A 1402-nucleotide genomic window follows, 5' to 3' on the forward strand; every position below is an offset into this window, starting at 1 on the left:
TTAAGTTAGCTCGGTGCGTAGTAGCATCTAACGATGTTGTGGTATACGAAGACCTGAAGATACAAAACCTGGTCAAGAATCATCATTTGGCAAAGTCTATTTCTGACGCTTCGTGGTATCAATTCACTCAATGGTTAGACTATTTTGGGAAAGTTTGGGATAAAACAGTGATAGCTGTTGCACCGAATTATACATCTCAAGATTGTTTTAACTGTGGTCATCGAGTGAAGAAATCACTCAGTACTAGAACTCATCAATGTCCTCAATGCAAGATAGAAATTTGTCGTGATACGAATGCGGCATTAAATATCTTGAAGAAAGGGATGAACGTTCTAGGTATTGAGTGGAATCACAGTACCCAAGGGCATTGGGAAACTGCTGGGGAACCAGGAACGCTTGAGGAGACTACCACCCCTGCTGTCGATAGGCAACTTGAAACAGTAAGTGGTGTCGATGAATCAAGAATCACTTTGTGAGAATCCCCGTGCGTTCACGCCGGGGAGTATGTCAAGCTATCACGACACCAAAGCCCAAGCCACCAACACCTCCCATTCCCCCAGAACCGAGACCGAATCCGATTCCGCAACCCATTCCCACGCCATCCCCACAACCGACGCCGAGTCCCGCTCCTCAACCAATTCCCGAACCGAGGTAATTGAATGGTAAATTCAGAGTGAGACAGCGATCGAAACTTCCCGTCACCTAGGCGTTGACTCTGCGATTTTCAAATCGTAAAAATTTTGAAAAACTTCGCATTACAGCCCAAGAAACCTAAAAACTCTCCATATCTCAACAAAAATTATGGATTTACAGCTTGAGAATAAGACTGCATTGGTGACAGCGTCGAGTGGCGGTATCGGACTCGAAATTGCGCGATCGCTCGCCGGAGAAGGTTCGGTTGTCATCGTCAACGGACGTTCTCAAACCTCTGTCGATACGGCGATCGCATCGATTCGAGAGAGCTTCCCCAACGCCAAACTGGAGGGGTTAGTCGCCGACAACTCCACAGAAGCGGGATGTCGAGAAACCCTAAAACGCTTTCCCGATGTCGATATTTTAGCCTGAACCGCGAGAATCCTACGTTTCTAATCTCCGATTGAAGCGTAGATGAATCGCGGCGGTAAGGTTGCGGGCAAGCCGTTCGATCTGTTATGCTGCTCTTAGTGCAAAGCTTGTTTCACCTAATGAAAGTTGTCAAGCTGAGAATTTATCCCACGGGGAGAGCAGGAAGTTGCCCTGGCGAAAGCTTTTGGCTGCTGCCGTTTTCGTGTGGAACCGTTCTCTGCAACTGACGACGGAAGCCTACCGCCAAACGGGGAAAGGCATCTCTGGGTTAACTCTCAAAAAGATGCTTCCGCAATGGAAGCGAGAACTGGAGTGGCTCTCAGACACTTATTCTCAA

General features: G+C 47.6%; 3 protein-coding genes. All 3 read left to right on the forward strand.

The features are described from left to right. The coding region (locus tag GEI7105_RS32100; RefSeq protein ID WP_017662806.1) for an RNA-guided endonuclease InsQ/TnpB family protein at window positions 1–476 on the forward strand (476 nt) is incomplete at its 5' end. Between the two features lie 28 nt (window positions 477–504). Next, on the forward strand, window positions 505–666 hold the full coding sequence (locus GEI7105_RS39540) for a hypothetical protein (protein WP_218959088.1): 162 nt from the start codon (window positions 505–507) through the stop codon (window positions 664–666). Between the two features lie 135 nt (window positions 667–801). Next, window positions 802–1065, forward strand: coding sequence for an SDR family NAD(P)-dependent oxidoreductase (locus GEI7105_RS0123260; RefSeq protein ID WP_035493685.1), 264 nt, complete (start codon window positions 802–804; stop codon window positions 1063–1065). Window positions 1066–1402 lie beyond the last annotated feature (337 nt).

It is taken from the genome of Baaleninema simplex PCC 7105 (assembly GCF_000332355.1).
Taxonomy (GTDB): domain Bacteria; phylum Cyanobacteriota; class Cyanobacteriia; order Cyanobacteriales; family Geitlerinemataceae; genus Baaleninema; species Baaleninema simplex.

What these genes read in the sequence shown, in the direction of transcription:
- GEI7105_RS39540 (WP_218959088.1), top strand. Translation starts at nt 505, where the DNA reads ATGTCAAGCTATCACGACACCAAAGCCCAAGCCACCAACACCTCCCAT.
- GEI7105_RS0123260 (WP_035493685.1), top strand. Translation starts at nt 802, where the DNA reads ATGGATTTACAGCTTGAGAATAAGACTGCATTGGTGACAGCGTCGAGT.